The 20,952-nt window shown below is 69.2% G+C and carries 20 protein-coding genes, 1 tRNA gene, 1 pseudogene, 1 riboswitch and 1 other annotated feature; of the genes and pseudogenes, 10 read left to right on the forward strand and 12 right to left on the reverse strand.

The genetic code is table 11. The features are described 5' to 3' along the window. Positions 1-86 precede the first annotated feature (86 nt). A riboswitch (ZMP/ZTP riboswitch) is annotated at positions 87-185 on the forward strand. A 30-nt stretch (positions 186-215) separates the two neighbouring features. The 3 genes from glyA to Q0Q23_RS03365 all read left to right on the forward strand — a co-directional run bounded on the left by glyA (position 216) and on the right by Q0Q23_RS03365 (position 3,014). Further along, positions 216-1,541, forward strand: a complete 1,326-nt coding sequence (gene glyA / locus Q0Q23_RS03355; RefSeq protein ID WP_295119273.1) for a serine hydroxymethyltransferase — start codon at positions 216-218, stop codon at positions 1,539-1,541. A gap of 103 nt (positions 1,542-1,644) precedes the next feature. Further along, positions 1,645-2,526, forward strand: a complete 882-nt coding sequence (locus tag Q0Q23_RS03360; protein ID WP_295119276.1) for a bifunctional methylenetetrahydrofolate dehydrogenase/methenyltetrahydrofolate cyclohydrolase — start codon at positions 1,645-1,647, stop codon at positions 2,524-2,526. Then, positions 2,523-3,014 (forward strand): YbaK/EbsC family protein, encoded by a 492-nt coding sequence (locus Q0Q23_RS03365; protein ID WP_295119279.1) that lies wholly within the window; start codon positions 2,523-2,525, stop codon positions 3,012-3,014. Before Q0Q23_RS03360 ends, Q0Q23_RS03365 begins: the two co-directional genes overlap by 4 nt. Positions 3,015-3,124: 110 nt before the next feature. Here Q0Q23_RS03365 and Q0Q23_RS03370 read toward each other — a convergent pair whose 3' ends face one another. From Q0Q23_RS03370 to galT, 4 genes are all read right to left on the reverse strand, one after another. Next, a complete protein-coding gene (locus tag Q0Q23_RS03370) occupies positions 3,125-3,637 on the reverse strand; it encodes a gamma carbonic anhydrase family protein (protein WP_295119283.1) in 513 nt (170 codons plus the stop codon). Between the two features lie 97 nt (positions 3,638-3,734). Beyond that, positions 3,735-4,523 (reverse strand): MBL fold metallo-hydrolase, encoded by a 789-nt coding sequence (locus tag Q0Q23_RS03375; protein WP_295119286.1) that lies wholly within the window; start codon positions 4,521-4,523, stop codon positions 3,735-3,737. 44 nt (positions 4,524-4,567) lie between these two features. Continuing rightward, a complete protein-coding gene (galK, locus tag Q0Q23_RS03380; protein WP_295119290.1) occupies positions 4,568-5,728 on the reverse strand; it encodes a galactokinase in 1,161 nt (386 codons plus the stop codon). After that, a complete protein-coding gene (galT, locus tag Q0Q23_RS03385; RefSeq protein ID WP_295119293.1) occupies positions 5,725-6,951 on the reverse strand; it encodes a galactose-1-phosphate uridylyltransferase in 1,227 nt (408 codons plus the stop codon). Before galT ends, galK begins: the two co-directional genes overlap by 4 nt. An 82-nt stretch (positions 6,952-7,033) precedes the next feature. Here galT and Q0Q23_RS03390 point away from each other — a divergent pair, with 82 nt between their 5' ends. Further along, positions 7,034-7,819, forward strand: a complete 786-nt coding sequence (locus Q0Q23_RS03390; protein WP_295119296.1) for a DeoR/GlpR family DNA-binding transcription regulator — start codon at positions 7,034-7,036, stop codon at positions 7,817-7,819. 16 nt (positions 7,820-7,835) lie between these two features. Then, positions 7,836-8,771, forward strand: a complete 936-nt coding sequence (locus Q0Q23_RS03395) for an aldose 1-epimerase family protein (RefSeq protein WP_295119299.1) — start codon at positions 7,836-7,838, stop codon at positions 8,769-8,771. On the opposite strand, the gene Q0Q23_RS03400 is transcribed toward Q0Q23_RS03395, so the two are convergent. Further along, on the reverse strand, positions 8,750-9,454 hold the full coding sequence (locus Q0Q23_RS03400; RefSeq protein ID WP_295119300.1) for an SDR family oxidoreductase: 705 nt from the start codon (positions 9,452-9,454) through the stop codon (positions 8,750-8,752). The genes Q0Q23_RS03395 and Q0Q23_RS03400 overlap by 22 nt on opposite strands. Positions 9,455-9,543: 89 nt before the next feature. On the opposite strand from Q0Q23_RS03400, the gene Q0Q23_RS03405 reads away from it, so the two are divergent. Further along, positions 9,544-10,125 carry a TetR/AcrR family transcriptional regulator gene (locus tag Q0Q23_RS03405; protein WP_295119303.1) on the forward strand — a complete coding sequence of 194 codons (582 nt, stop codon included), beginning with the start codon at positions 9,544-9,546 and terminating at the stop codon, positions 10,123-10,125. Here the strand turns inward: Q0Q23_RS03405 and Q0Q23_RS03410 are convergent. Together Q0Q23_RS03410 and Q0Q23_RS03415 are read right to left on the reverse strand one after the other, a co-directional pair. Continuing rightward, complete coding sequence (locus Q0Q23_RS03410) at positions 10,109-10,501, reverse strand: DUF1801 domain-containing protein (RefSeq protein WP_295119306.1); 393 nt, start codon at positions 10,499-10,501, stop codon at positions 10,109-10,111. The two genes, Q0Q23_RS03405 and Q0Q23_RS03410, sit on opposite strands and share 17 nt — an antisense overlap. Before the next feature lie 39 nt (positions 10,502-10,540). Next, entirely contained in the window at positions 10,541-11,638 is a 1,098-nt protein-coding gene (locus tag Q0Q23_RS03415) for a calcium:proton antiporter (protein ID WP_295119309.1), read from the reverse strand. 81 nt (positions 11,639-11,719) lie between these two features. Between Q0Q23_RS03415 and Q0Q23_RS03420 the strand changes: the two genes are divergently transcribed. The 3 genes from Q0Q23_RS03420 to Q0Q23_RS03430 all read left to right on the forward strand — a co-directional run bounded on the left by Q0Q23_RS03420 (position 11,720) and on the right by Q0Q23_RS03430 (position 15,237). Further along, on the forward strand, positions 11,720-12,334 hold the full coding sequence (locus Q0Q23_RS03420; protein ID WP_295119312.1) for a DUF4232 domain-containing protein: 615 nt from the start codon (positions 11,720-11,722) through the stop codon (positions 12,332-12,334). Positions 12,335-12,397: 63 nt separating this feature from the next. Next, positions 12,398-13,675: a chloride channel protein gene (locus tag Q0Q23_RS03425; protein ID WP_295119315.1), complete on the forward strand. Its 1,278-nt coding sequence runs from the start codon at positions 12,398-12,400 to the stop codon at positions 13,673-13,675. A gap of 215 nt (positions 13,676-13,890) precedes the next feature. Continuing rightward, complete coding sequence (locus Q0Q23_RS03430) at positions 13,891-15,237, forward strand: S1C family serine protease (protein ID WP_295119318.1); 1,347 nt, start codon at positions 13,891-13,893, stop codon at positions 15,235-15,237. A gap of 281 nt (positions 15,238-15,518) precedes the next feature. Here Q0Q23_RS03430 and Q0Q23_RS03435 read toward each other — a convergent pair. The 5 genes and pseudogenes from Q0Q23_RS03435 to Q0Q23_RS03455 form a co-directional block, all read right to left on the reverse strand. Beyond that, positions 15,519-16,755: pseudogene (locus Q0Q23_RS03435) on the reverse strand (IS3 family transposase). Beyond that, positions 16,367-16,483: a sequence feature (AL1L pseudoknot), on the reverse strand. (Overlaps the previous pseudogene by 117 nt.) A 212-nt stretch (positions 16,756-16,967) precedes the next feature. Then, positions 16,968-17,234, reverse strand: coding sequence for a Txe/YoeB family addiction module toxin (locus Q0Q23_RS03440; RefSeq protein ID WP_295119322.1), 267 nt, complete (start codon positions 17,232-17,234; stop codon positions 16,968-16,970). Continuing rightward, a complete protein-coding gene (locus Q0Q23_RS03445) occupies positions 17,227-17,475 on the reverse strand; it encodes a type II toxin-antitoxin system Phd/YefM family antitoxin (RefSeq protein WP_295119325.1) in 249 nt (82 codons plus the stop codon). The genes Q0Q23_RS03440 and Q0Q23_RS03445 overlap by 8 nt, the downstream gene beginning before the upstream one ends. Positions 17,476-17,981: 506 nt before the next feature. Further along, positions 17,982-19,004, reverse strand: a complete 1,023-nt coding sequence (locus Q0Q23_RS03450) for an SMI1/KNR4 family protein (protein ID WP_295119328.1) — start codon at positions 19,002-19,004, stop codon at positions 17,982-17,984. A gap of 1,077 nt (positions 19,005-20,081) precedes the next feature. After that, positions 20,082-20,154 (reverse strand) — tRNA-Lys (locus tag Q0Q23_RS03455). Positions 20,155-20,211: 57 nt separating this feature from the next. Here Q0Q23_RS03455 and Q0Q23_RS03460 point away from each other — a divergent pair. Continuing rightward, on the forward strand, positions 20,212-20,841 hold the full coding sequence (locus tag Q0Q23_RS03460; RefSeq protein ID WP_295119331.1) for a DNA-directed RNA polymerase subunit beta: 630 nt from the start codon (positions 20,212-20,214) through the stop codon (positions 20,839-20,841). Positions 20,842-20,952: the final 111 nt, after the last annotated feature.

Here is a 20,952-nt window from a genome sequence, read left to right on the forward strand (position 1 = left end):
CACCAGCGAGTATTGCAGGGCTCCTAACTAATGAGCAAGCCTCCGGCCGATGAGCAGGCCTCCAGCGTGCGCGCCTTTGCTATGCTTGCTCACGTCGCGACTGGCGCTCAGATGGTCACCATCGGGGAGCGACGACGGTACCTCGAACGAACGGATGGATTCGGCCGCGCGCCTGGGTCGATGCAGTATTCATCCCTGTTTTGAAGGAGCCGATTGTGACCGACACCCTTCCGTCCACTTTCACCGCACCGCTGGCGGAGGTCGATCCGGAGATCGCGGAGGTGCTGGCTCTCGAGCTCGGCCGCCAGCGCGACTACCTGGAGATGATCGCCTCCGAGAACTTCGTGCCGCGCGCAGTGCTCGAGTCGGTCGGTTCCGTCCTGACCAACAAGTACGCCGAGGGCTATCCCGGCCGCCGGTACTACGGCGGCTGCGAGTACGTCGACATCGCCGAGCAGCTGGCGATCGACCGGGCGAAGAGCCTGTTCGGCGCCGAGTACGCGAACGTCCAGCCTCACTCGGGTGCGTCCGCCAACGCCGCCGTCCTGTCGGCGATCGCGACCCCGGGCGACACGATCCTCGGCCTCGAGCTCGCGCACGGCGGCCACCTCACGCACGGCATGAAGCTCAACTTCTCGGGCAAGCTCTACAACGCGGTCTCCTACGGTGTCGACCCCGAGTCGTTCCTCGTCGACATGAACGTGGTGCGCGACAAGGCGCTCGAGCACAAGCCGCAGGTCATCATCGCCGGCTGGTCCGCGTACCCGCGCCAGCTCGACTTCGCAGCCTTCCGCGAGATCGCCGACGAGGTGGGCGCCAAGCTGTGGGTCGACATGGCGCACTTCGCCGGACTCGTGGCCGCTGGTCTGCATCCGTCTCCCGTGCCCTACGCGGACGTCGTCAGCTCGACCGTGCACAAGACCATCGGCGGTCCGCGGTCCGGCTTCATCGTCAGCCGCGACACCGAGCTGGCCAAGAAGCTCAACTCGAACGTGTTCCCGGGACAGCAGGGCGGCCCCCTCATGCACGTGATCGCAGCCAAGGCGACCGCGTTCAAGCTCGCCGCGACCGACGAGTTCAAGGACCGCCAGGAGCGCACCATCCGCGGGGCCAAGCTGCTCGCCGAGCGCCTGACCGCGGACGACTCGCGTGCCGCGGGCGTCGACGTCCTCACCGGAGGCACCGATGTGCACCTCGTCCTCGCCGACCTCCGCACGTCAGAGCTCGACGGTCAGCAGGCGGAGGACGTCCTGCACGAGGTCGGCATCACGGTCAACCGCAACGCAGTGCCCTTCGACCCGCGCCCGCCGATGGTGACCTCCGGTCTCCGCATCGGCACTCCGGCGCTCGCGACGCGCGGATTCGGCGACGTCGAGTTCACCGAGGTGGCGGACATCATCGCGCTCGCGTTGCGCCCCGGTGCCGACCTCCCGGCACTGCGTGCCCGGGTCGACGCGCTCACCGCGGCGTTCCCGCTCTACCCGGGGCTGACCCCGTCGGGTCAGGACGCCTTCCCGGTCGAGCTCCCGTCTTCGATCTGACCGCCCCTCGGCAGCAGCCGAGTACGCGAATAATCAGCCAGAAACCGTCGAGTACGCGGACTATCCGCGTACTCGACGGTTCGCAACGAGTGTGGAGGCCGGCGTGACGGCGAAGATTCTGGACGGCAAGGCGACCGCGGCCGAGATCAAGGCGGAGCTGAAGGAGCGCGTCGCGCGGCTGCGCGAGCAGGGCGTCGTGCCCGGGCTCGGCACGATCCTGGTCGGCGACGACCCGGGGTCGCAGTGGTATGTCGCGGGCAAGCACCGCGACTGCGCGGAGGTGGGCATCGCCTCCATCCGCCGGGATCTGCCGGCGGACATCTCGCAGGCCGAGCTCGAGGCCGTGATCGAGGAGCTCAACGACGACCCGGACTGCACGGGCTTCATCGTTCAGCTTCCGCTGCCGCGGCACATCGACACGGACGCCATCCTCGAGCTCGTCGACCCCGCCAAGGACGCCGACGGCCTCCACCCCACCAACCTGGGACGGCTCGTGCTCAACGTGAACCGCCCGATCACGACGCCGCTGCCCTGTACGCCCCGCGGCGTCATCGACCTGATGCTGCGCCACGGCATCGACCTGAGCGGCAAGGACGTCGTGGTCGTCGGTCGCGGGGTGACCGTGGGCCGGGCGATCGGCTCGCTCCTCACCCGGCGCGAGTACAACGCGACCGTCACGCTGACGCACACCGGCACGGCCGACCTGGACGCCCATTTGAGGCGCGCCGACATCATCGTCGCAGCGGCCGGTGTCGCCGGCCTGGTCTCCGCCGACAACGTCAAGCCGGGCGCCGTGGTGCTCGACGTGGGCGTGAGCCGCATCGAGGACCCGGTGACGGGCAAGAGCAAGGTCGCCGGAGACGTGGCGGCGGACGTCGCCGAGGTGGCCTCGTGGATCTCGCCCAACCCCGGCGGGGTCGGGCCCATGACGCGCGCGCTGCTGCTGCAGAACGTCGTCGAGTCCGCCGAGCGGGCCCTGGCATGACCGACGACGGCGCCGAGCGCACGCACCCCGCCGTCGAGCGGGTGGAGGCCGCCCTCCTGGAGGCCGGGATCGAGCCGCGCGTGCGCTGGTTCGAGTCGGCGACGCCGACCGCGGTCTCCGCGGCGGCCGAGCTGGGCGTCGAGGTCGGGGCGATCGCCAACTCGCTGGTGTTCACCATCGACGGCGAGCCGCTGCTCGTCATGACCTCCGGAGCGCACCGGGTCGACACGGCCTTCCTGGGCGAGCGGCTCGGGGGCCGCATCCGTCGCGCGGACGCGGACACCGTGAAGGCCGCCACCGGCCAGACGATCGGCGGCGTCGCGCCGCTCGGCCATCCCGAGCGGCTGCGGACCGTCGTGGATGTCGCACTGGCCGGCTATCCCGAGGTCTGGGCGGCCGCAGGCCACGCGCACACGGTCTTCCCGACGACGTTCGACGAGCTCGTCCGCATCACCGCTGGCGAGCCCGGCCCGGTCGTGCCCGCCTGACTAGCGCGAGGGACCGCCGAGGGGCGCCTTAACGCCCCTAAAACCCGCTCTTAAGGGCGCGAAGGCGCCCTTCGGCGCCCCCTCGGCGCCCCTTCGGCGCCCCTTCGGCGTCAGCCGGCGGGATGCTCGGTGACGTGCACGAGGTACGCTCCCGCGTTGCGGAGGATGCCGGCGCGCTCCTCGTCGCTGAGCTCGCGGCGTACCTTGCCCGGCACGCCGGCGACCAGGGATCCGGGCGGGATCACCGCCCCCTCCAGCACGACGGTGCCTGCGGCCAGCAACGACCCGGCGCCGACCACGGCGCCGTTGAGCACGGTGGCGTGCATCCCCACCAGCACACCGTCTTCGATGGTGCAGCCGTGCAGCACCGCGTTGTGGCCGACGGAGACGTCGGAGCCGATGGTCAGCGGGAAGCCGCGGTCGACGTGGCAGGACACGTTGTCCTGGAGGTTGCTCCGTTCGCCCACGACGATGTCCTCGGCCTCCGCGCGCAGGACGGCGTTGTACCAGACGCTGGAGCCGGGCAGGAGGTGCACGCGGCCGGCGAGCACGGCGCCGGCGGCGACGAAGGCGTCGTCGGCGACGCGCGGGGCGGAGCCGTCTGCAAGGGTCACGAGAGTCATGCACTCACCCTAGAGCGCCCATCCAGATGCGCGAGGGGCACGTCGTCGTCGGTTCCACGCTTCGTACGCGACATCGACGTGCCCCTCGGCGACCGGGTCACTCGTTCACGACGACGAAGCGCTTGCGGACGATGCGCTCGCCGGGCTCGCCGCGCAGGTCGTCGAGCGCCGAGCGCACGCGGTCCAGGATGCGCGGAGGGAGTGCGAGCGGCAGCTCGTCCGGCTGGTCGAGTGTGCCGGGCGGGTAGATCTCGCCGGGGGTCGTCGACATCTCGACATGGGCGCCGCGGAGCTCTCTGACGGGCGCTGTCGGGGCGTCCCGGAAGTGCTGCAGCCGTTCGATCGTCGCCGCGAACTGAGCGAGGTCGCGCACATAGAGGTGACCGGGGAGCACGGTGTCGCCCGTGAACAGGATGCCCGTCTCCCGATCGAAGAAGGCGACGGCGGACGGCTCGTGACCCGGGCCTGCGATCACGTCGACGATGCGCCTGCCGAGCGAGAACTCCACGGTCTCGTGCGGCCAGGAGTGGAAACCGAAGAACGCGATCACCTGCGCAGGGGTCGTGCCGACGACGGTGGTCCCCGGCCGGACCGACAGGAGGGCATCCCCGGCGATGTGGTCGCGATGGGCATGGCTGTGGGCGACGACAAGCGGGTACGGACGGGTGAACACCGCCGGGTTGCGCCGCAGCCAGGTGTCTGTCAGAGAGTCGATCGTGGCCCGTAGCGGGAAGACCGCCTCGTCGCCGGTGGCGCCGGTGTCGATCAGGAGGGCACGCTCCCGGCCGAACAGCAGGAACAGGAACGGTGCCTCCCAGTGCGACGACTTGGGCTGACGGAGCTGGACGGTGTCCGGGCTCAGCCAGGTGATCTGCGGGTCGCTCATCGTCCCATTCTGGCGAAGCGAGGTGTCTGTTGGATGAACTCGGCTCAGCTCTCGCGGACTGCGCCCTGGGACGGCGTGACCGTGAACAGCTCCGGCTGGGCGAACCCGTGCTCGGCGAACGCTCCGTCGAGGGCCACCTGCACCCGGCTCAGTGCGTCGACGGGAACGAGGGCGATCGCCGAGCCGCCGAACCCGCCTCCGGTCATCCTCGCGCCGATCGCGCCGTTCGCCTGCGCCGTCTCGACCGCGAGGTCGAGTTCCGGCACCGAGATCTCGAAGTCGTCGCGCATGGACACGTGGGACGCGTCGAGCAGGTCGCCGATCGCGGCCGGCCCGCTCTCGCGGAGCGTGCGCACGGTGTCGAGAACGCGCTGGTCCTCGGTGACCACGTGCCGTACGCGGCGGAACGTGAGGTCGTCGAGGATCTCTCTGGCGCGGGGGAGGTCGTCCACGCTCACGTCGCGCAACGACTCGACGCCGAGCGCTCGGGCGCCGGCTTCGCACGACGCACGCCGCTCCGCGTACCCGCCGGTGGCGTGCGCGTGGGTGACGCCGGTGTCGACGATGAGGATCGCCAGCCCGGCCTCCTCGAGGCCGAGCGGGACGATCTGCGCGTCGAGCGAGCGGCAGTCGAGGAACACGGCGGCGTCCTGCTCGCCCAGCAGGGAGGCCGACTGGTCCATGATCCCGGTGGGCGCGCCGACGACGATGTTCTCGCTGCGCTGGCCCACGCGCGCGAGCGTGCGGCGGTCGAGGCCGAGCCGCCACACGTCGTTGAGGGCGAGCGCGGTCGCACCCTCGATCGCCGCCGACGACGAGAGCCCGGCCCCGACCGGGACGTTCGAGTCGATCAGCAGGTCGAAGCCCGGCACGGCGGCGAGGTCGGCCCCGAACTCGCCCAGAGCCCAGGCGACACCGAGCGGGTACGCCGACCAGCCGTCGAGGGCCTCGGGGGCGAGGCGGTCGAGGTCGATCTCGACGAGTTCGTCGGCGAAGGTGCTGCCGACGCGCACGGTGCGGTCGTCGCGCAGGCCGAGCGCCGCGACCGTGCGGCGGTTGATCGCGAAGGGCAGCACGAAGCCCAGGTTGTAGTCGGTGTGCTCGCCGATGAGGTTGACGCGGCCGGGGCTCGACCAGACGCCGTCGGGTTCGCGTCCGAAGATCGAGCTGAAGTCGTCGCGGACGCCGGTGCGCAGGTCGCTCATGCGGTGGTCTTTCCTTCGAGGATGTCGGGGGCGGTGCCGGGGGCGGCGGGGCCGGTGTTGCCGGCGACCGTGACCAGGCCGCCGATCCCGGGCGGGAGCGCGCCGACGGGGTTCTCACGATCGGCCCGGGCCACGGCCTCCCGCAGCGCGGCGGCCGCCTGCTCCGGCGGGATGTCGCCGATCCAGGCGCCCATGGCCGACTCCGAGCCGGCCAGGTACTTCAGCTTATCCGCGCCGCGGCGGGGGGAGGTGAGCTGCAGCATCAGGCGGATGTCGTCGCGGTGCGTGTGGACGGGCGCCTGATGCCAGGCCGCGATGTACGGCGTGGGGGAGTCGTAGAGCGCGTCGACGCCGCGCAGCACGCGCAGGTAGAGGGTCGCGAGCTCGTCGCGCTCGGCGTCGGAGGTGGCCGCGAGGTCCGGGATGTGCCGGTGCGGCAGCACGTGGATCTCGATCGGCCAGCGCGCGGCGAACGGCACGAACGCCGTCCAGTGCTCGCCGGCGAGGACGACCCGCTCGGAGGCGCGCTCGCGTTCGAGGATGTCGGCGAACAGCGTCGGGCCGTAGCTGTCGAGCGAACGGATGAGCGCGTTGGTGCGCGGGGTGATGTAGGGGTAGGCGTAGATCTGGCCGTGCGGGTGGTGCAGCGTGACGCCGATGGCCTCCCCGCGGTTCTCGAACGGGAACACCTGGCGCACGTTCGGCAGGGCGGAGAGCGCCGCGGTGCGGTCGGCCCAGGCCTCGATGACGGTTCGCGCTCGCGTCGGGGTGAGACTGCCGAACGACCCGGTGCTGGCCGGGCTGAAGCACACCACCTCGCAGCGGCCGACGGAGGTGCGGGTGCGGCCGAGGCCGACGGTCGCGAGGTCGTCGAGGTCCGCCGGCTGGTTCGCGTCGTCGAGCAGAGGGCCGAACGACGGCGACTTGTTCTCGAAGACCGCGACGTCGTAGAGGCTGGGGATCTCGGACGGGTTCTGCGGGGAGGCCGGTGCGAGCGGGTCGAGTTCGGCGGGTGGAAGCATGACGCGGTTCTGGCGGGCCGCAGCGATGGAGATCCATTCGCCGGTCAGGGGGTCCTGCCGCATGGTCGCGGTCGCGGGACGCGGAGCCGGCTCCCGGAGGTCGGGGGCGCGCTCCGGGTCGAGCGTCGAGTCGGCGTCGTCGTAGTAGATCAGGTCGCGACCGTCGGAGAGGCGGTGCGGGCGCTTCGTGATGGCGGCCATGCTTACCTTTCGTTTGCGAAAGTAAATGTACCCAATTGCTTGCGTATTGACAAGAAAACACAAGCACAGGAGCATTGCGGGTATGACCGAACCCCTGCCTGCAGCGCTGCGCCGCGAGCGGATGCTCGAGCTGATCGGGCGCGCGGGCTTCGTGCGCGTCGCCGAGTTGAGCGAGGAGTTCCAGGTCTCCGACGTGACGGTGCGCAGCGACCTCGACGCTCTCGACTCGCAGCAGAGCATCCGCCGCGTCCACGGCGGGGCCGTCCTCCGCAGCGCGGGCACGCGCGAGGTGAGCTTCGAGGAGGCGCTGGAGTCCTCCGCCGACGAGAAGCGGCGGATCGGGGAGGCCGCCGCCGCCCTGGTCGAGCCCGGCAGCAGCGTGCTGCTCGACGTCGGAACGACCACGGCGGCGATCGCGAGCGCTCTCGCCGACCGCGACGAGCTGGACGACGTCACGGTCATCACGAACGGGCTCACGATCGCCCTCGAACTGGAGCGTGCCATCCCGCGGTTCCAGGTGGTGGTGACCGGTGGGACGCTGCGCCCGCTGCAGCACTCCCTCGTCGAGCCGCTCGCGTCCACGCTGCTGGAGCGCGTGCACGCCGACATCGCGTTCATCGGCTGCACCGGCGTGCATCCCACCGGAGGCATTACCAACGTCAACCTTCCGGAGGCCGACCTGAAGCGCGTGATGGTCTCGACCTCGGGCCGCGCCCTGGTGGTCGCCGACGGGTCCAAACTCGGCCGCACCCACGTCGGCCGCATCGCCGCGATCGACGAGGTGGCCGGACTGCTCACCGGGGAGTCGGCGGACCCGGACGACGTCGCGGCGCTGCGGGCCGCGGGCCTGCCCGTGACCATCGCCTGAGGCATACGCTGTCTCCATGCGCGCACCGACAGGAGAACAGTACGAACTCGAGTTCGGCGATCTGACCGCCACCATCACCCAGGTCGCGGCCGGCATCCGCACCCTCCGCTACGGAGGGGTGGACCTCGTCGAACCGTTCCCCGAGGATTCCACTCCTCCCGCTGCCGACGGCATTGTGCTCATGCCCTGGCCCAACCGGGTCAAAGACGGCGTGTGGGAGCTGGACGGCGTCCCGCAGCGGCTGGCGATCACGGAGCCGGCGCTCGGCAACGCTTCGCACGGTCTCCTCCGGTTCCGTCCGTACGAGCTGGTCGAGCGCACCGATTCGGCAGTCACCCAGGCCGCCACGATCTACCCCGAGTCCGGCTTCCCGTTCGTGCTCGACACGACGGTCACGCATGAGCTCGACACCGAGGGGCTCAGGGTCACCCATCGTGTCACTAATCGCAGCGCCCGCACCGCTCCCGTGGCGATCGGCGCGCACCCCTACCTCCGCATCGGTGACGTGCCGCCCACGCAGCTGACACTGACCGTTCACGCGGGCACACGGTTCGAGACCGACGACCGGCTGAACGTCGTCGGCGAGACGCCCGTGGCCGGCACGCCCTTCGACCTCTCCGGAGGCCGGGTCGTCGCCGAGCTCGACCTGAACGACGGGTTCGGCGAACTCGCCTCGCCGATCGAGCACACGCTGGCTGCTCCCGACGGCCGCCGCGTCACGCTGTGGGGCGATGCGGCGTTCGCGTACGTCCAGCTGTTCACCCATCGGGCGTTCGCCACCAAGGAGGCGGGTGAGGTCGCGCTCGCCGTCGAGCCGATGACGGCTCCGGCGAACGCGCTCAACACCGGTCGGGGACTGCGCTGGCTGGAGCCCGACGAGACCTGGACGGCGGAGTGGGGCATCCGCCCGCAGGGCTTCGCCGGCGACTCCTACCTGGCGAGCTGGGGGTAGAGCGCGCGCACGTCCTCGTGGAGGACCGACTTGACCCGCTGCGCCGTCTCGCCGACGATCGCTTCGGCTTCCCCGGCGACGACGGCGTCGAGCGCCTCCTGGACCACCTGCGCCGGGGGCACCTTGTAGCCCTCCGCGTCTGCCGCCATCTCGGTGTCCACGTAGCCGACGTGCACGCCGACGACCTGGATGCCCTGCGGCGCCAGTTCGACGCGGGTCGAGTTGCTGGCCGACCAGAGCGCCGCCTTGGTGGCACTGTAGGAGCCGATCGCGTACCAGCTGAGCGCGGAGTGCATGTTCACGATCGCGCCTCCACCCTGGGCGGCGATCGCGGGCGCGAACGCGCGGGTGACCAGCACTGGCCCCCAGAAGTTGGTGTCGAACTCGCGGTGGATCTCGGCGAGGTCGCCGGTCACGAGCGACTGGTTCACGCCGATTCCGGCGTTGTTCACCAGCACGGTCACGTCGGGCGCCGCCTCCGCAGCCCGGCGGATGCTGTCGGCGTCGGTCACGTCCAGCGCGATCGGCACGACGCGCGGGTCGTCGACGACGACGGAATCGGGGCGGCGCGCCGCCGCGTAGACCTTCGTGGCGCCGCGGGCGAGCAGCTCGGAGACGAAAGCGGCGCCGAGGCCGCGGTTGGCGCCGGTCACGAGTGCGACACGGCCGGTGAGATCCGTCATGGGAGTCCTCCAAAAGTAAACCGATCTGTTTCACGTCAATGTACACAGATCGGTTTACTTTGTGCAAGCGCGCCCCTAGAATCGAAGGCATGACGTCGACATCCCCCGCCCGGCCCCGGCCGCGGGAGCGTGTACTCGACGCCGCCGCCCGGCTCTTCATCCGCGAGGGCGTGAACGCGGTCGGCGTCGACCGGCTCGCCCAGGAGGCCCAGGTCTCCAAGCGCTCCATCTACCAGCACTTCGAGAGCAAGGACGCCATCGTCGCCGACATGCTCCGCGAGTACGGTCCGCGCGTCGTCGCCGGCTACTTCGCCGACGAGGCCGACGAGCGCTCGCCGCGCGAGCGGGTGCTGCACGTCTACGATGCGCTCCACCGCGCCGCGGAGGCCGGCGACTACTTCGGCTGCCCGTTCGTCAACGTCGCCACCGAACTGCGCGACCGCGACCATCCGGCCGCCCTGGTGGCGCAGCACTTCAAGGGGGAGCTGACGGGGTACTTCCAGCGCCAGGCCGAGGCTGCGGGCGCGGCGTCCCCGCACGTGCTCGCGATTCAGCTCACGCTGCTGTTCGACGGCGCCTCCGCCAGCGCCGCGCTCTGCGGCGGGACGCCGCTCGCGGCCCGGCTCGCTGCCGAGCAGCTCTGGGACGCAGCCGTCAGCGCCGCCCGGTGATCGCGCGCCAGCCGCCCGCGCGGTTGTCGGCGATGAGCCGGCGCAGGAACGTCAAAAGCGCCTCGCGATCGATCGGGTCGCCCTGCCGGAAGCCGATCGTGCGGGCTGTCGCATTGTCGTGGCCGGCAGTGATGAGCCCGGTCGGATCGGGCACGATCCCGCCGTCGTAGACGAACAGGTTCACGTGATCCCGTGCGGCGAGGAACGCGGCGACCGTGCCGTCCAGCACGAAGTACGGCTGCACCGACCGCTTGATCGTCTCCTCGATCGCGGGGTCCGCCTCGTGGAGGATGTCCCGCAGCTCGCCGAACACGTCCTGCTGCCACGTCGGCAGCCCGGCCAGGTAGGCATCCACCCGCGGATCGCGCTCGCTCACGCGGTCACCCTACGTCGCCGACGCGGCGGATGGCAGCCCTCACGGAGCGATGGACAGGAAGATGAACGCCGCGAAGATGATGAGGTGGATGCCGCCCTTGATGCGCGCGGCCTGCCCCGGCATGATCGTCAGGATGCTGATCACCACGGTCAGCATCAGCAGCACGATCTGGCTCGAACCGAGGCCGAGGTGCAGGGGACCGGGCAGCCAGATCGACGCGACCGCGATCGCGGGGATCGTGAGCCCGATGCTCGCGATGGCCGAACCGAGAGCGAGGTTCAGGCTGGTCTGCATGCGGTTGCGCCGCGCCGCCTTCGATGCGGCGATACCTTCCGGCAGCAGCACCAGCAGGGCGATGATGACGCCGACGAACGACTGCGGGAGGCCGATCCCGGTCACCGCGCGCTCGATCGGCGTCGACTCCAGCTTGGCGAGCCCGACCACCGCGACGAGCGCGACGAGCAGCAGGCCGACACTGATGAGCGCCGTGCGGGTGGAGGGCGCGTCCGCGTGCGTGTCCTCGGGCTGCGGGGTGCCTTTGGGTGACACCGGCAGGAAGAAGTCGCGGTGGGCGAACGTCTGCGTGAACACGAACATCGCGTAGAGCGCGACCGAGGCGATGGCTGCGAACGTCAGCTGGCTCGGCGAGAACTCGGGGCCGGGCGTGGCCACGGTGAAGGTCGGGAGCACCATCGTCAGCGTGGCCATCGCGGTCACCGTGCCGAGGGCGGCGCCGCTGCCCTGGGCGTTGAACGTCGTCGTCTCGCGGCGGGAGGCGCTCAGCAGCAGGCTCAGGCCGACGATGCCGTTCATGGTGATCATCACGGCGGAGAAGACGGTGTCGCGAGCGAGCGTCGCGCTGTCTTTGCCGGTCGTCATCAGGGTGACGATCAGGGCGACCTCGATGACGGTCACGGCCACGGCGAGCACGAGCGATCCGAACGGCTCGCCGACGCGGTGGGCCACCACCTCCGCGTGCTGCACGGCGGCCAGCACCGTGCCCGCGAGCACGACGGCGATCAGCGCCACGGCGACCGGCTGCAGCTCGACCGTCCAGAAGGACACGAGCACGATGATCCCGACGATCGGGACGAAGACCGTCCACCACCGGGCGAGCCACTGTCCGAGCGCTTTCATACGTCCATCCTGCCAGGGCGACTTCCGAGAGGGCGGCGTGCCTTCGAGCACGGATGCGGGACGCCGTGCCGACAATAGGGCATGTCGACGAACTCCGGACCCGTGACCGCCCGAACCATCGTCACAGTCGCGCTGGCGGCGGCGCTCGCCGTGGGGGTCGCCGGCTGCGCTCCAGCGGCGAACCCGTCCCCCTCGCCGACGTCGTCGGGCTCGTCCACCGCCTCCGGCTCGCCGCGGCCGACGGCCACCAGCACCTCGCAGCCGGTCGACGGGCAGTGCGCGACCTCCCAGCTCAGCGGATCGATCGGCGCAGGCGGCGGCGGTGCCGCCGGCAGCGTCGAGGTCACCCTCGTTCTCACCAACAATGGATCCGCCCCGTGTTCACTACAGGGGTGGCCGGGCGTGTCGTTCGTCGGCGACGGCAACGGCACACAGCTCGGCAAGCCGGCGGCCTTCGACAGGAGCACACCGCACGCGACGGTCGTCCTCCAGCCGGGCGGCACCGCGCGGGCGCCGCTGAAGATCGTGCAGGCCATGAACTACCCGGAGGCGGACTGCAAGCCGCAGAAGGCGGACGGGTTCCGCGTCTACCCGCCGGGATCGACCGAGTCGCTGTTCGTGAAGGACGATTCGGTCACGGCCTGCACCACCACGACCGTCGACCTCCTCACCGTCGGCGCGCTGGCGGCGCCGTAGCGGCGGGTGCCGGGCGGAGCGGCCGCTGCGACGGCGGACCGCCGCGGACGATAATCTGATCCCGTGCCCATCGCCCGCCACGTGCCCGGACCGACGACACCCGGCTGGCTGATCCGTCTCGTCGTCGTGACCGCCCTCGTCGGTGTCGGCGCCGGCGTCGGCGGCGGTCTCGTCTACCTGGGACTCCACAGCATCCAGCACCTGGCCTTCGGATACTCGGAGGGCACCTTCCTCGACGGCCTGCTGGACGCACCCCCGGCGAACCGCGTGATCGCGCTGGTGGTGGCGGGCGTCGTCGGTGCGGTCGGCTGGTATTTCCTCCGCGCCTGGGGCCGACGGCGAGCCGACCGCGCGGTCGTGTCGATCGAGTCCGCGGTCGGGGGCAGACGGATGCCCGGAGTCGTGACACTCCTGAACGCCGGTCTCCAGGTCGTGATCGTCGGGTTGGGTGCTTCGATCGGCCGGGAGGTGGCCCCGCGCGAGATCGCCGCGTGGTGGGCGTCATGGCTGTCGGAACGCGCCGGGGTGAGCGCTCGCGAGCGCCGCATCCTCGTCGCGTGCGGTGCGGGCGCCGGTCTTGCCGCCGTCTACAACGTGCCTTTCGGCGGGGCCGTGTTCGCGATCGAGATCCTGCTGGCCGAGATCAGCTTCGCCACGGTGCTCCCTGCATTAGCGACATCGGCGATCGCCGCCTTGGTGGCGCGGCTGGTGGTGCCGGCGAATCCGCTCTACAGCGTGGAGCAGGTGCCGTTGCACCCCCAGATCGTCATCTGGGCGATCCTCGCCGGCCCGATCATCGGTTTCGCCGCTGTCGGCTTCGTGCGTCTGAGCCGCCTGGCGCAAAGCCATCGCCCCAAGTCGTGGGGCATCCTGATCGTCATGCCGCTCGTGTTCGCGGCGGTCGGGGTGGCCTCGCTGTGGCTGCCCGCGATCCTGGGCAACGGGCGGTCGCTCGGCCAGCTCGCGATGTCGGCGTCGTTGCCGGTCGTGATCATCCTCGTGATCACGCTCGTGAAGACGGCGGCGACGGTCGGGACCATCGGCGCCGGCGCGGCGGGCGGGACGCTCACCCCGTCCCTGGCGATCGGTGCCGGCCTGGGCCTGACCCTCGGCGGCGTCTGGCAGCTGCTCTGGCCGGGCGAGCCCCTGGCCGCGTTCGCCCTGCTCGGCGCTGCGGCGTTCCTCGCCGTCACGATGCGTGCGCCGCTCACGGCGCTCCTGTTGGTGATGGAGTTCACCAACCAGGGGCCCGACATGCTCGCACCGATCATGATCTGCGTCGCCGGAGCGGTCGCCGTGGGCTATGTCCTGGAGCGTGGGCGGGTCACAGGGGTGGCATGAGCCCGTGGTCGCCGGCCGGGAGCTGACACAGGATCCCACGTCCCACCCGTGCCGGGACCTCTGATGTCGCACCGCGTGATCCCGTCGGGGTGGCACGCAACCCTCACAGCCGACGCTGGGTTTCTCCCAGATCGCACATAGTTCGTCCATGAGCGCCTCTCACTCGGCTGCGGTGTGCTGTGGCCTTCGGAAGAGGAATCGAGAGGACATGAGCCATGGACACCGGAGCTGGGGCGGCCACAGGTAGGGACGACGCGGGTACGACGCCGACGATCGACGCGAAGCAGGGATCGCGACGCGACCGAAGCCGACGCGTGGTCGCGTTGTCGGCAGCGACCGCGATCGGCGCGGCCACTGCGATCGGCGCGGTGTTCGGGCTGGTGAGCGCTGGTGCCGCGACCGCAGCGACCGCGGCGGCGTCGGGAACGTCTTCATCGGTCGCCTCTGCCGCGAGCGTGCACCCCGCGATGGGACGGTACGGCTCCGGTTCGGGAGGCTACGGGTACGGCTACGGCGGCTACGGCTCGGGCTCTGCCGGCTCGGGCTCGACATCCGGCTCCTCTGCCCCATCCACTCTGGGCAGCGCCACGGCCGCTCAGGAGGTCGGTGTCGTCGACATCACGTCCCAGCTGACCTACGACCAGGCCGAGAGCGCCGGCACGGGTCTCGTGCTGACCTCCAGCGGCGAGATCCTCACCAACAACCACGTCGTCGAGGGCGCGACCAGCATCAGTGTCACGGTCGTCGCCACGGGTGCCCAGTACACGGCGAACGTCGTGGGCACCGACGCCACGGACGACATCGCCGTCCTCCAGCTCACTGGCGCTTCGGGGCTCAGCACCGCCCGCCTCGACGCGGCCGGCGACGCGACCGTCGGCGAGAGCGTGACCGGTGTCGGCAACGCCGGCGGCACGGGCGGCACGCCGTCCGCCTCGCCGGGGACGATCACGGCCCTCGACCAGACCATCACGACACAGGCCGAGCAGACCGCAGCGTCCGAGACGCTGAACGGTCTCATCCAGACCGACGCCGACATCCAGGCCGGCGACTCCGGCGGCCCGCTCTTCAACGCGGACGACCAGGTGATCGGCATCGACACCGCCGCCGCAGAGGGCGGAACGGCCACCGCGGGCTACGCCATCCCGATCGAGACGGCGTTGACCATCGCGGGCCAGATCGAATCGGGCCAGGGATCGGCGAACGTGACCATCGGCTACCCGGCGTTCCTCGGGGTGGAGGTCGACTCCGCGAGCGCGGCGGCGTCGGGCTCGGGCGGCGGCGACGCCTTCGGTTTCGGCACCTCGAGCGGAAGCACCTCGGGCGCGGCGGAATCCGGCGCGACCATCGCCGGCGTCATCGACGGAAGCCCCGCCGCTTCCGCCGGACTCGCGGGCGGGGACACCATCACCGCCGTGGACGGAACCGCGATCGACTCGGCGGCTGCCTTGACGGCCGCACTCGGCACGCACACCCCGGGTGAGAGCGTCGAGGTCACCTGGACCGACCCGTCCGGAGCCTCCCACACCGCGAACGTCACGCTCGCCCAGGGCCCCGTCGCCTGAGCGACCGAGTGACACCGCGAGTCGGACATGTGACCTGAATTGTTGGCGCACGTCGCTTAGGCGCTCGCCTCGACGGCAATCTCCTCAGTTACAGGCGAGTGGATTCAGAAAAATCGACGATCTGGGCGGATCTACGAACGCCAGCTGCGTAACAGAACACAACAACAATTGCCGTGCCGCCGGCCAGCAGACAAGCAGCCTGCAGTGGCCATGCAAGGCTAAGGCAGCCGCTGGACACAACAACTGCGTATCCGGTGGGTGAATTGGCCTGACTTTCGTTCCTATGGGGAGCTTTGTCCGGCAGGTGCCGGATTGGCTGATTCCAGGTCAGCGTAGTACGCGGTTTCGACCTCGAGCGGGGTGCGCAGGTCGAGTTCGCCGTGAAGGCGCTGATTGTTCCACCACCACACCCACTCGAGTGTTGCGAGCTCGACCTGCTCGACGGTTCGCCAGGGGCCTTGCTGGCGGATCAGCTCGGTCTTGTAGAGGTTGTTGACCGCCTCTGCCATCGCGTTGTCAAACGAGTCGCCGACGGTTCCTGTGGAGGGCACCGCGCCGAGTTCGACGATGCGGTCGGTGTAGACCATCGCCATGTAGTTCGAGCCGTGATCGGAGTGATGGGTCAGCCCGGCCAGGTCTCCGCCCGCGTCCCAGGCGGCCATGTCCAGCGCTTGCAACGGCAGGATCTCCGCTTTGAGGGTCGCGGCGACGTTCCAGCCCACGATCCGGCGCGAGAAAACGTCAGTGACGAAGGCGACGTAGGCGAACCCGGACCAGGTTGCGACATAGGTGATGTCGCAGACCCAGAGCCGCCTGGGGCGTCGGCGCGGAAGCGCCGCTTCACGAGGTCCGCCGGCAACGACAGGGCCTTGTCGGTCTTCGTGGTGAACACCCGTTTGGACTTCTTCACCCCGCGGACCCCGGCCAGACGCATCAGCCGTTCGGTCTGGTCCCGGCCGATCTCCCAACCCTGCCGGCGCATCAGGGCGTGCATCTTCCGGCGCCCATAGACGCCGTAGTTCTCGGCATGCAGCCGGGCGACCTCCGGCACCAGCAGGTCATCACGCAGCTGTCTGGCCGACGGCACCCGACCCACCGCGGCGCGATAACCGCGCGAGGTGAGGAACCCCTGGACCGCCGGTCGGAGGACCCGGCAGATGAGCTCGACCCCGAAACGATCCCGGTGCAGGTCAATGAACCGGGTCATCTCGGTCAGGGGCGGTCGAGCTCCTTCGCGAAAAACACGCTCGCAGCCTTGAGGATCTCGTTCGCCTTCCGCAGCTCGGCGTTCTCCTTCTGCAGCCGCTTGATCTCCGCGGCGGCATCGGTGGTGACCCCGGGCTTGACGCCCGCGTCGACCTCGTAGCGGCGCTGCCACAGCCTCAGCGTTTCGGGGCTCATCCCGAGCAGTCCGGCGACGTGCCTGATAGCGCTCATCATCGTCGGGTGCTCCGGCCGTGCCTCCGCGAGCATCCGCAGCGCCCGCTCACGCATCTCCGGCGAATAGGTCCTGTTCATCGTGTTCCATCCTTACTAGAAGAACGGAACGAAAGTCAGGCCAATTCAGCATGTCTATCTTCTGACGGCCCCGGCGACGGCGACCTTCGCGGATGCTTCTCCTGCGCAGCTCCAGATTCACGCTTGGCTCACCCTCGAACCAGACGAATAGCGCCCGCCGTCGGGCATCGATGGTCGAAACGCCGAGGATTGATCCAGGGCGAGTGTCCGGGTCAGTAGTGGTAACGAGCCTGCAGGATGGTCACATACGCGTCGTCCACCAGGTACACGAGCCGGTTGGCTTCGTCGATCCGTCGCGACCACGCCCCGGCCAGCGCGTGTTTCAGGGGTTCCGGCTTACCGACGCCCTCGAACGGGTCGTCGCGCAGGATGTCTTCGATAAGAAGGTTGATCCGCTTGAGCGTTCGCCGATCCTGGCCCTGCCAGTAGAGGTAGTCCTCCCAGCCGCCGACTGTCCAGGCGAGCTTGTGCTCACTCACTGGTCAGGTCGTGCTCGGTGATGTTTCCCGCGCGGGCGCTCTCGATGGCGTCGATGAGGCGTCGCGCGTTCTTGGGGGAGCGAAGGAGATAGGTGGTCTCGACCAGCGAGTCGTACTCGTCCTTCGACATCAGCACGGCCGAGCCGCGCTTGGATGTGATCTCGACTTCGGTCTGGTCGAGGTTGACGCGTTCGATGAGGCCGAACAGGTCGCTGCGAGCTTCGCTTGCTGTGATGGCCATGATTCCTCCAAGTGGTACAAGATATCGTACCACTCCGACTAGTTGGGCCCGAAACCACCAAAGTCAATGCGGCCTAGTCTTTAGTCTCCATTCTCCTTGGCTCCTGTCGTGGCTTGGTTTCTAGGTCTGGCCTCTCTCGTTGTTAGTTCATTCGTCCTGTCGTCGTGTTCCTTCGCTCAGACCCTTCCAACCCTCTCTGCCGCGCTGCCTACTGGCAGCGCCGCGCCCCGCCGCCTACTCCGGAGCCAAACATGCGCGGCGTTTTGGGCTATTCATGCGAAGTGCCCAAGACGGCACTCGAATGGAAGTGTCCGAGAGCGCGGCGCCCACCACACAATGAGGTGCGACGGCGACGGCGCAGGCCCCCGCTAGCGTCGCATCATCGGCAAGCTGACCCTGAAGTCGGTCCATGCGCAATCTTGCACGGGATGCGCCTGACGAGTCTTCCGGCTGGAAATCCATCGTGCCAGAGCCGCGGTGGGGTGCACTGGCAACGCTCACGCCGGCTAATCGATTGGACGTAGCGCTATGACAGTTCCGGGTGCGCCTTGTGGTGTTGAGAAGCGCACTGAGTGTCCGATCTTCTCGGCCGCTTCCGTGAGGGCGGCACGGTACGGCTCATAGTCGGGGTGATACGGACCGGCTCCCAGTGTGACGTCGACCTCGTACTCTTGTCCGCTGGTTGGACTGAAGATCGTCTGTCGCGGATCGCAGGCAAGGTGCATCGTGCCCGTACCATCGCTGAACTCGAACGCGTACGTGTCACCGCCCCACAGCGTTCCGACACTTCCACGGATCGTGTCGAAGCCACGGACGCTCTGGCCGTTCGCGATCAGATCGCGAATGGTGGTTGCTGCCCCTCGGAGTTTCCATCTCTCCGGGCCGACATCGAGGGACGCAAGCCACGCGGCCGGCCATGACCTCTCGGGAAAGCGCGGTTGCTCATTGGCCGCTGAAGCCCCGTATTCGGTGAAGGCTGTGGGGGAGTGCCGGAGCCGATACTCCCTCAACGACTGTCCGCGCAGGCTCGACATATCGGGGGCCAGTAGCGCTCCGAATCGTTCGGCCAGAATGTCTTCCTCGACCAGGTCGGCGCATGTGGCGACCAGCGTCTCCAGGGAGTCGAAGGCGCGAATGAGACCACCGTCGTGCGTGTCCCCCCACCAGATCGACGGGTCGTAGTCTCCGCGGCCGCGTATCTCGACCTCCGCGACTACGTAGGTGTACTCCGCCCGGAAGATATGAAGCCAGACCGGCGGTTCGTTGAACGGTGCGCCGAGATAGAACTGCCGCTGCTCTGTCAATGCTTCGAGGCTCTCCATCGTCCAGCCGGCGAAGACCCCACGTTCGCTGCCGTTGTGCCAGCGGTAGAGAGTTACGAGTTGCTCGGGCAGGTCGAATGGAGCAATTAGGGCGGCGAGTGACGCGATGCCGTCATCATCGAGACCGGGCTTCATCGCGTGGAGAGCCTCAGGGAACCGCTGGCGAAGCGCGGCTTCGAAGCGCTCAAGTTGATGGATCAACGTCACGATTTCGACGCTAGTCGCATGCCGGAGCACGTGCGCATCCCTCTTCGGGGGAGTCGAAACCCGACTCCAACGGGTCGTCAGCCAACCGCGACCGGTCGAGGATGCCTTCGGTCTGCCCCACCCAAGGCATGCTCGCGCGCTGAGCGACCGGGTCAAGGGTGCAGTTCCGCTGCATCGCGGAGCGACGCGCAGCGCCCTTGACACGGTCGCTCAACGCGCAACTGTGGGCGTCGGGGCGGACCAAGAAGCTGTGTGATTTCTGCCAACGTCTGATCTGCGCGCCGTTCCCAGCCCGAAACGACAACGTGTAAGTGAGGGGCACGTTTCCCGAGCTGGCCCCTCCGCGAGCTGTCGAGTGTCGGTGCACGGTTGGAGACTCGAGTCCGGGGTGAGGTCAATGGGGAGCATCAGCGCATACGAGACGGTAGCCGGGCGGCGCTACCGGGTCCGGTATCGGACGCCGGGAACCAGCAGACCGACAAGCGCGGCTTCCGCACCAAACGCGACGCCGAGCTGTTCTTAGCATCGCTGGAGCTGGCGAAGGCGCGAGGCGACTATGTGCCGGCCGCCCGCGCGGGCGTGAACTTCGAGACTTGGAGCGAAAAGTGGATCGACTCGCTCGTTCAGGTGAAACCGAGCACCCTGCAGGGCTACGTCTCCATAACTCGCGGACGCTTGCAGCCCCGGTGGGGGAGCACGCCCTTGAACGCGGACTTACCGACATCGACGCCAAGGAACACATCCACCGATTCGTGGTTCTCGATCATGACCGCTCCGTCCTCATCGACAGTGGCCTCACGGTCGTGGGTCTCGGCAGCCACGTTACGGATGGCCTCAGCGTCAGCCCGGCCGGGTCCTTATCAGCGATCACTCCACGACCACGCCGCGCCCGGTGACAACACACAAAGGATCATCCACCGACAGGGCAAATACGTCATGCCGGACGCGACAGGCCACTACCCCTCAGAGCCTGCCCCAAGGAGCATCAACAACGTAACGGGCAAAGTGTGGGCAAATCCCGAAATCGCCGCTTCCGAATCTGCCGCCGATGGGCTCAGATCCCTTTGATTTACTGGGTGGGCCCCGTGGGGCTCGAACCCACGACCCGCGGATTAAAAGTCCGATGCTCTACCGACTGAGCTAGAGGCCCTCGCCCTCTAATCTAGCGTGGATTCCGCACCTCCCTGTGCCGGGGCAGAATGGTGGGATGTCCGATCGCTTTCACAAGCCGACCCTGTTCCCCGGGGGGATGTTCGAGGCATTCCTCGGTGGGGACGATCCGGCGCAGATCAGCAGGGTCGCCCACGAGACGGCACAGGCGCTTCTCGCGCGTGTGCGGGAGGATCCCGACCCGGCCATCGTCGATCGGCTGGTCGCGTACACCGACGAGCACGGGATCGACGCGATCGCCGAGCTGTGGTCGCGGTCCACTGCAAAGAGCCTTCCCGGTGCGCTCTGGCGCATCTACCTGCTGCGGTTGCTCATCCGGCAGGACTCCGCGGGCACTGCGCTGTTCTACCAGCGCGGCACCGAAGTGATCGTGTCCATCGACCCGGTGGTCGCCGGGACGCCGACGCCGGCCGGGCCGGGGGAGGTGACCGAGCTCGCCGACCGGATCCTGCGCGGTGTGTTCGAGGGCGACTTCGCCGTCGCGCTCGACCGGGCCGCCGCGTTCTGCCGGGTGACGGCGGCCGGCTGCCTGTCCGTGGCCGACGACCGCGACCCGCTCGACCCGGAGCGCGCGAGCGAGCTCACCACACGGGCGCTGCGCTTCACGCGCACAGCGGAGGAACTGACCGCCTGTGCCCGGCTCTGGCGCAGCGACTCGCTCGACTGAGCCCGCAGGGGCCACCGGCGAGGCGGCGTATTCCGGTTCTGCGTTCTCGGGCCGCGAACGCCACGCCGTGGACCTCGCCCGCGCCTCCTGTACTATGGACGAAGCCGGACC

The sequence above is a fragment of the uncultured Leifsonia sp. genome (assembly GCF_945957465.1).
In the GTDB taxonomy this organism is placed as follows: Bacteria; Actinomycetota; Actinomycetes; order Actinomycetales; family Microbacteriaceae; genus Leifsonia.